The organism is Gordonia sp. (in: high G+C Gram-positive bacteria), from assembly GCF_012515855.1.
GTDB lineage: Bacteria > Actinomycetota > Actinomycetes > Mycobacteriales > Mycobacteriaceae > Gordonia.
In genome coordinates, this window is the sequence record NZ_JAAYXO010000007.1 from 1 (window position 1) to 7,887 (window position 7,887).

The window sequence follows — 7,887 nt, forward strand, 5'->3', positions numbered from 1 at the left end:
CTCAAGTTCTTGCTGCAAGGAGTAGGGCGGCCGCAGACGCATACGTCAATGCCGACCAGTTCAACCCACTAGGTACTGGCTGATCGGGTCCGCGTATGAAATCTCGAATAATGGTGGGTACCTGCTTTACCTTCTCGGCCGTGGTGGCGCTGACCTCGTGTACGTCAGGCGGCTCCGAAGTCGGCGATCCGCCGCAGAGCTCTGCCGCCCTCTCTGGAAGGGACGATCGGGCGACGAACCTACCTTTCGACACGTCCTTCCCGAACCGCTGGAACAGCTCCAATGATGGCTCTGCCTATGAGCCGTGTAATGCGCTCCGCGTTGATCTTGTGGAACTCGGAATAGACGCTGACTCTGCGCGCGACGCAGCCGGTACGGACGGGCAGACAGCACGCGGCTGCGAATGGCGGTACCTCGACGATTCTCCCGTTGCCCATTGGACAGTGAGTCAAGTGGTGGGCAACTCTTCGGGTCTGGCCCGGGAAAAGGCACGGGTTTCAGGCACGGCAGATGTTTGGCTTCCTGATCTCAGGATTGGTGGTCGTGCCGTCGGCGTTCACTTCGTCAAAGGGGGAGGAGACTGCGACACGTATGTCCAATCCGGAAAGGCTGCGGTGAGCACGATCGTCGTGACGCTCGATACGGGCGTGCCAGTCTCCGAGATCTGCGATAGGGCGATCGCGTTCACCAGGGCGACGATCGACAAGATCCCTCACTGAGCGGGGAGTGGGGTGGCGGAGGTTCCGTTCACGCCAGCGGCCCACTCGGCGAGGACGTCGTCCCACGACGACGGATGCAGATCGAATTCGCGGACGAGGCGTCCCTCGCCCATCACTGCGGGTGAGCGCCACAGGTATTGCTGGTTGCTCAGTTCGCGCGCCATCGGGGAGAACAACCCTGCTGCGGAGAACACAGCCGCCGGTATGCGTGAGACTGGGGGAGCGGATCGTCGTACGCCGTCTGCACCGTGCAGGGCCTCGGATGCGCGGCGCGCCATCTCGCGCTGGGTGAGCGGCGGCAGTGACGGGGCGAGGAGAACGGCGTCGCCGTCGGGAGCGAACTCGTCGGCGCGATCGGCCGCGGTCGCCATGGCGCGGGTCAGATCCGGGATGTAGGTCGCCGACCGAGGCGCGTCCGGGTCGCCCAGCACCCAGGCTCGACGGCCACGGGCCACCGGAGTGAGCACCATCGCAAGGAACACCGACGTGGCAGGCGCCGCTGTCGGACCGAGTAGATCGGCAGCCACCACCGAGAGCGTCTGGGCCGGGTGTGCCGCACGGTTCCGCAGCAGGGCCGCACGTACCCGGCCGAGAGGTGCGACCGGATCCAGCGGCGAGTCTTCCGCGAGGCGCTGAGCCCCCATGCCGAAGGCGTACACGGACTCGGGAAACACGACCGGCACACCGTACTCGGCGGCGACGTCCATGACGGCCCGCTCCCGCTGCGGCAGATCTCGCTCCCACGCCTTCGCGCTGTAGCGGGTGTGCGTGCAGTGGAAGACGGCCTCCGCACCCGCCATCGCTTCACGGAGAAGTCCCCTATCGCCGGCGTCGCCCTGGATGAGGGTGGTCCCCGGCAGCGGAACGGCCGAGCGGCGCAGGACCGAGACCTGGTGCCCGCCGCCGACGAGGTCGGCGGCGAGCTGGGTGCCGATCTGGCCGGCCCCGGTGACGAGGTGCTGCATGGCTTTCCTCCTAAGTGTGAGCACTGCTCTCGTTACGTGTCGACGACGATATCGAAGCCTGGACGCCGGCGCAAGAGCACTGCTCTCGAATCACGACGGGAGGGACGTCGGTTCCCGGGGATGGGGTTTGTCGTGATTCGTCAATTCGGTTGGGCGGCAACACTATTCGGATGCACAACACGGTGGGCAGACAATCCGGTGTGCATCCAGCAGATTGAAGAGGTGTCGTCGCGCGAAGGTGGTTACCTGCAGTGGGACACCTATGCGTTCTCCTTCGCCAATCGGCTTCTGACCGTGCGCCAGCAGCGTGGCTATTCGCAGGAGGAACTGGCGAATCGGAGTGGGCTGCACCGGAACGCGGTGTCCAATCTCGAGCGCGGAACCAGCAATCGAGAGCCCTTCGTGTCGGACCCTCAGCTGTCGACGGTGTACCGGCTGGCGCACGCTCTCGAGGTCCCGCCGTCGTACCTCCTGCCCGACGTGAACACGCCGCGCCTGCCGAAACGATCTGCCGAGCAGGCGAGCGACACCGCGATGTCGCGCGTGGAGGAGACCCTTCACCGGCTGGTGCCGCGTCCGGACGCGCCGAAGAACAAGGCGGCGACTACCGACAAGAAGCGCTGAGGGATTCCGGCGGACCGTCCGGACGGGGACGCGGGTATCCGGTGCTCAGCAGCCCGATGCACGAGGGCCGGGCTGCAGTGAGACTGCGGCCCGGCCCTCGGCGGCGGGTGTCAGTGCTGGTAGGGCTCTGCGCTCACGACGGTCACAGTGACCTCCGCGCCGCTGGGCACCCGGTACGAGCGGCTTTCGCCGACCTTGGCGTCGAGGATCGCCGCGCCGAGCGGTGAACTCGGGGAGTAGACCTCGACGTCGGTCGCGATGCTCTCCTCGCGGGTGGCGATGAGGAAGGTCTCGGTGTCGGACTCGTCGTCGTCGAAGTAGACGGTGACGATGGAGCCCGGGAGCGCGACGCCCGACTGGGTCGGGGCCTGACCGATCTTCGCGTTGTTCAGCAGATCCTGCAGCTGGCGGATGCGGGCTTCCTGCTGGCCCTGCTCTTCGCGCGCTGCGTGGTAGCCGCCGTTCTCCTTGAGGTCGCCCTCTTCGCGGCGCTCGTTGATCTCCGCAGCAATGACGTCTCGATTCGCGATCAACGCATCGAGTTCCTCTTTCAGACGCTGGGCAGACTCGGGGGTCAGCCAGGTCACGCCTGTGTCGGTCATTGTGGATCTCCTTTGCTGTCCGCCATTGGACTGCGCGTTCGTCTACAGCCGCATTCGATCAGTCTCTAAATGCAGCAACACGACCCCTCGCGGAGCCGTGCGTCACCCAGGCTACCAGTCGGTGTGTCTCAACGCACACGACATCACGTCTGACCTGCACGTCGACGCGGCAGCGTCGTCGGACGAGGGTGCGTTCAGACGCGGTCGAGCGCCTGTGCGTACGACGGTTCCGCGCGCTTGAGGTAGCCGATGACGCCGTAGGTCGCGGGCATGACGATGATCTCGACCAGTGTCTTCCAGAGGAAGCCGGCCGCCACGAACGACACGAACTGGCCCCAGGTCTCGACTCCGATCACGGGGGCCGCGATGGCGCAGAAGATCACGGTGTCGAAAAACTCGCCGACCACCGTTGAGCCGAGGAGCCGGGCCCAGAGCTGGCTCTCTCCGGTCCACTCCTTCATCTTGACCAGCACGTACGAGTTGCTGAACTCGCCGACGAGGTATCCGGCGAGACTGGCGACGACGAGTTGCGGCACAGCTCCGACGACCGCTTCGAGCGCGGCCTGGTTCTCGTATCCGTCGAGCGGGGGTAGGGCGATCGTCGCGGTGAACACCAGCGATGCGAGGATCAGCACCCCGAATCCGGTCCAGATGGTGCGCCGCATCGCGCGGAAGCCGTACACCTCGCTGATTACGTCACCGATGACGTAGCTGAGGGGGAAGAGGAAGAAGGCGCCGTCGGTGACGAGCCAGCCGCCGAACAGTCCGACGCCTTTGGTGGCGGCGATGTTGCTGATCAGCATGATGCCGACGAAAACCGCCATCAGTACCGGGTAGTAGGGAGAGGAAAGGGTCGCGAAAACTGCTTTGGGCGCCGGGCGCGTGGCGCCCGGCTGTCCAGAGTGTGTCGGCTCCTCGGTCACGGGTGGTACCTCACTTGTCAGGTTTCAGATAGGCCGGCACCGAGGTGGTGCAGCCGAATACCTCACCGATCACCGGTGGCCGGGAGGTGTAAACAGTCGTCTGGGCGCCCACCTGGACCGCGCCTGGCGGAATCAGCACCTCGCGCCGGCCGACTTCCGAACCGTCGAGCGCCCGGCCGCGAACGATGCAGGCCACCGGCGCGTCCGGGTTCTTCCGGTTCACCGTGTAGCGCACTTCGACCGCATCCGAACCGAGGACCTCGTGACCGACGGCCTGACCGGAGACCTCGGGGTCGCCGAACTGCTTGAATCCGATGTACGCCAGCGCCACACCGGCGATCACCACTGCCACCGAGCAGATCAGGAACCAGCGGCGACGACTGGACGGCGATTGCTCGACCGGGTACGTCGCCCGCGGGCCGCTCTGTGGTTTCGGCTGGTCGGCGACCCCGTCTGAACTGCTCACGCGTCAATACCTACCATGTAGGGGAGTACCGAGCGAAGGTGAGGAAGCGTGACCGACAGCACGGGGCGCCTGCGACTCATGGCTGTGCATGCACATCCGGATGACGAGTCCAGCAAGGCGGCCGCGACCTTGGCCAAATACGCGGCGGCCGGACACGACGTCCTGGTCGTCACGCTGACCGGCGGCGAACGCGGTGACATCCTCAATCCGGCCATGGATCGCCCGGGCGTCCAGGAGAAGCTGCCCGAGATCCGCAAGGACGAGATGGCGGCCGCGGCCGCCGCGCTCGGGGTGGAACAGACCTGGCTGGGTTACGTCGATTCCGGGCTTCCCGAAGGAGACCCGCTGCCGCCGCTGCCCGAGGGCTGCTTCGCGCTGGTGCCCCTGGAGGAGGCGACCGAGAAGCTGGTCGAGGTGGTCCGCGACTTCAAGCCGCACGTGATGATCACGTACGACGAGAACGGCGGCTACCCGCATCCGGACCACATCAAGTGCCACGAGGTGTCCGTCGCCGCGTTCGACGCCGCCGGCGATCCCGAAGCGTTCCCCGACGCCGGCGAGCCGTGGACCCCGCTGAAGCTGTACTACACGCACGGCTTCATCCGCGACCGGATCCACCGGTTCTCCGAGGAGTTCGAGAAGTCGGGGCAAGAGAGCCCCTTCAAGGAGTGGCTCGCCAAGTGGAAGCGCGAGCAGGGCGATCTGATGGGCCGGGTCACCACGCAGGTGACGTGTGGTGAGTTCTTCCCGCAGCGTGACGATGCGCTGCGCGCGCACGCCACGCAGATCGATCCGAACGGCTTCTTCTTCGCGGTCCCGCTCGAGTGGCAGCAAAGGCTGTGGCCCACCGAGGAGTTCGAGCTGGCGCAGACCCGGGTGCAGACCGCAATCCCGGAGACCGATCTCTTCGCCGGAATCGAGGCGCCGTGAACACCGTCCTGGACCTGGCGAGCGAGGCCGTATACGTGCTCGCCGACGAGCAGACGAAGGGCCCTGAGTTCGGCAAGGCGTCGCCGGTCGGGCTGCTCGTGATCGTCGTGCTCCTGGTGGCCACCTTCCTGCTCATCCGCTCGATGAACCGCCAGTTGCGCAAGCTTCCTGACAGCTTCGACACCGCCAATCCCGAACCGGATCAGGCGTTCGACGAGGGCACCGACGTCGTCGACGATGAGTCGGCGGACGGCGAGCGGCGCACACACGGTTCCGGCGAGGCCTCTGCGTCGGCGGGCGGCACCGCACCCTCCGACCACAGCGACGACCGCGGTCGGTGAGCGGCGGCATCTCGGGTCAGGCAGTGCGCCAGCCGGAAGCAGCTTGATAGCTTCTCCGTGTGGCACGGCTCGCGCGTGAGAACATCGCCCTCCTGTTGACGGGCGGAGACGCGCCGGGGGCGTTCAGTGCGGAGCTGTCGGCGTACGCGGCGGGGCTCGCCTTGTCGGTCGACGGTGTCGGACCGGTGAAGCTGCCGATCGCCCCGCGACGTGTCGGGTCGTGTAACACGTCCCGGTGATGTGTTAGGTTTTTTGAAGATTCTTAACATGTCATGAGGATGAGTCGAGAGAGCTAACACGTGGTCTGGAGCCCCGAGGTGCCCTTCAACGCCCTGCCCGCGCTGCCACCACCAGGCCTCGACCTGGAGCCCAAGCAGGTGCTGAAGGCCGCCATCGACGCCCGAACTGCTCTGGCGACCCTTGCTCAGGCCGGTCGGTTGCTACCGAACCCCAACATCCTGATCCATGCGGTTCCACTGCTCGAAGCGCAGGCGAGTTCCGAAATCGAGAACATCGTGACGACGGCCGACGAACTCTTCAGGCATGCCGACTCCGGTGGGGGAGACCACGCGACCAAGGAGGCACTGCGATACCGCAGCGCGCTCTTTGCGGGAGTTGAGTCGATCAAGAGTCGCCCGCTTACGGCAGTTACGGCCGCGCGCATCTGCTCGGCGCTCCAGGGTCGGGAGACGGACATCCGGGCGGGGCCCGGAACAAGGATCGCGAACCCCGCTACTCAGCGGATCGTCTACGCACCGCCAGAGGGCGTCGACCTCATTCGTGAGAAGCTCTCGGACTGGGAACGCTTCGTCCATGCTGACGACGATCTTGATCCGCTCGTGCGCATGGCGCTGGCCCACTACCAGTTCGAGGCCATTCACCCGTTCCACGACGGCAATGGGCGAACTGGCCGTGTCATCAACATCCTGATGCTGATTGAGGCCGGCCTGTTGGATGACCCGATCCTCTATCTCTCGCGTGCAATCATCGCCCGTAAGAACGACTACTACCGGCTCCTGCGAGCCGTGACGGCCGAGGGCGCCTGGATCGATTGGATTCTGTACGTCCTCGACGTCGTCCGAGAGTCCGCAACCTCGACGACGCGGAAGATCAGCGCCATTCGGTCCTGTCAGGAGGACATCGCGGATCGTGCGCGCGCCGCGACGACGGGCGGGCGCGACGCGCAATTTCTGGCGGTGCTGTTCGAGCAGCCGTATTGCCGCATCAACACCGTCGCCCAGCGGTGCGATGTATCGCGCCAGACTGCGTCATCGTGGCTGCACGCCTTGGTCCAGGCCGGGCTCCTCACGGACGTCAAGGCCGGTCGGGAGCTTCTCTTCGTCAACGATGACTTCCTCAATGTCCTGACGCGCCCCGAGTGACCGCCCATCCGGCAGGAGTGAAATAAGATGATCAACCGACTGGCAACGGCCACCAGCCCGTATCTCCGCCAGCATGCGGAGAATCCCGTCCACTGGCGCGAGTGGTCGGACGAGGCCTTCGCCGAGGCACGCGAACGCGACGTCCCCGTGCTGCTGTCGGTCGGCTACGCGGCCTGCCACTGGTGCCACGTGATGGCGCACGAGTCCTTCGAGGATCCCGCCCTCGCCGGGCAGATGAACGACGGCTTCGTCTGCATCAAGGTCGACCGCGAAGAGCGCCCCGACATCGACGCGATCTACATGGCCGCCACCGTCGCGATGACCGGGCAGGGCGGCTGGCCGATGACCTGCTTCCTCACCCCGGCCGGCGAACCGTTCTACTGCGGCACCTACTACCCGCCGGTGCCGCGGTCGGGGCAGCCCGGCTTCGGCCAGGTTCTCGCGGCTGTCTCCGACGCGTGGAGCCGGCGGCGCGACGAGGTGACGGCGGCGTCGCAGAGCGTCACCGAGCACCTCCGGGCCAACGCCGGACCGGTGCCGCCCGGGCCGGCGATCGACGGACGCCTCGTCGCCGCCGCCGTCGCGTCGGTGCTCGACGACGAGGACACGCGCGCCGGCGGCTTCGGCGGCGCACCCAAGTTCCCGCCGTCGTCGATGCTGGAGGCGCTGTTGCGGGTCGCGGAGGGTTTCGACGGGGCTCAAACAGCGGATACGGCTCAACCAGCGGATACGGCTCAACCGGCGGATACGGGTGCGCGCGCGGTGGTCGAGCGCGCGTGTGCGGCGATGGCCCGCGGCGGCATCTACGATCAGCTCGCCGGTGGCTTCGCCCGCTACGCCGTCGACGCGAACTGGGTGGTGCCGCACTTCGAGAAGATGCTCTACGACAACGCGCTGCTCCTGCGGGTGTACGCGCACCTCGCGCGCCTTTCGAC

11 protein-coding genes are annotated in these 7,887 nt (G+C 66.4%); 7 read left to right on the plus strand and 4 right to left on the minus strand.

Features of this window, described 5'->3' with window-relative positions; all coding sequences use genetic code 11:
• Window positions 1-140: 140 nt before the first annotated feature.
• Complete coding sequence (locus GX543_RS00335; protein WP_290849040.1) at window positions 141-719, plus strand: DUF3558 family protein; 579 nt, start codon at window positions 141-143, stop codon at window positions 717-719.
• Here the strand turns inward: GX543_RS00335 and GX543_RS00340 are convergent.
• Window positions 713-1,684, minus strand: a complete 972-nt coding sequence (locus GX543_RS00340; RefSeq protein WP_290849041.1) for an NAD-dependent epimerase/dehydratase family protein — start codon at window positions 1,682-1,684, stop codon at window positions 713-715. The two genes, GX543_RS00335 and GX543_RS00340, sit on opposite strands and share 7 nt — an antisense overlap.
• Before the next feature lie 222 nt (window positions 1,685-1,906).
• Between GX543_RS00340 and GX543_RS00345 the strand changes: the two genes are divergently transcribed.
• Window positions 1,907-2,308 carry a helix-turn-helix transcriptional regulator gene (locus GX543_RS00345; protein WP_234353956.1) on the plus strand — a complete coding sequence of 134 codons (402 nt, stop codon included), beginning with the start codon at window positions 1,907-1,909 and terminating at the stop codon, window positions 2,306-2,308.
• Between the two features lie 110 nt (window positions 2,309-2,418).
• Here GX543_RS00345 and greA read toward each other — a convergent pair whose 3' ends face one another.
• From greA to GX543_RS00360, 3 genes are all read right to left on the minus strand, one after another.
• The gene (gene greA / locus GX543_RS00350; RefSeq protein ID WP_105941640.1) at window positions 2,419-2,910 is read right to left on the minus strand and encodes a transcription elongation factor GreA; all 492 of its coding nucleotides are present in this window, start codon (window positions 2,908-2,910) and stop codon (window positions 2,419-2,421) included.
• Window positions 2,911-3,104: 194 nt separating this feature from the next.
• The gene (locus GX543_RS00355; protein WP_105941641.1) at window positions 3,105-3,734 is read right to left on the minus strand and encodes a queuosine precursor transporter; all 630 of its coding nucleotides are present in this window, start codon (window positions 3,732-3,734) and stop codon (window positions 3,105-3,107) included.
• A 109-nt stretch (window positions 3,735-3,843) separates the two neighbouring features.
• Window positions 3,844-4,299, minus strand: coding sequence for a DUF4307 domain-containing protein (locus GX543_RS00360; protein ID WP_105941642.1), 456 nt, complete (start codon window positions 4,297-4,299; stop codon window positions 3,844-3,846).
• A 78-nt stretch (window positions 4,300-4,377) separates the two neighbouring features.
• On the opposite strand from GX543_RS00360, the gene mca reads away from it, so the two are divergent.
• The 5 genes from mca to GX543_RS00385 form a co-directional block, all read left to right on the plus strand.
• Complete coding sequence (gene mca, locus GX543_RS00365) at window positions 4,378-5,229, plus strand: mycothiol conjugate amidase Mca (protein ID WP_105941643.1); 852 nt, start codon at window positions 4,378-4,380, stop codon at window positions 5,227-5,229.
• Complete coding sequence (locus tag GX543_RS00370) at window positions 5,226-5,570, plus strand: hypothetical protein (protein WP_290849042.1); 345 nt, start codon at window positions 5,226-5,228, stop codon at window positions 5,568-5,570. Before mca ends, GX543_RS00370 begins: the two co-directional genes overlap by 4 nt.
• A 59-nt stretch (window positions 5,571-5,629) precedes the next feature.
• Window positions 5,630-5,809: a hypothetical protein gene (locus tag GX543_RS00375; RefSeq protein ID WP_290849043.1), complete on the plus strand. Its 180-nt coding sequence runs from the start codon at window positions 5,630-5,632 to the stop codon at window positions 5,807-5,809.
• A gap of 78 nt (window positions 5,810-5,887) precedes the next feature.
• On the plus strand, window positions 5,888-6,952 hold the full coding sequence (locus GX543_RS00380; protein ID WP_290849044.1) for a Fic family protein: 1,065 nt from the start codon (window positions 5,888-5,890) through the stop codon (window positions 6,950-6,952).
• A gap of 27 nt (window positions 6,953-6,979) precedes the next feature.
• Window positions 6,980-7,887, plus strand: a 908-nt coding sequence (locus tag GX543_RS00385; protein WP_290849045.1) for a DUF255 domain-containing protein, incomplete at its 3' end; no start/stop codon positions are given.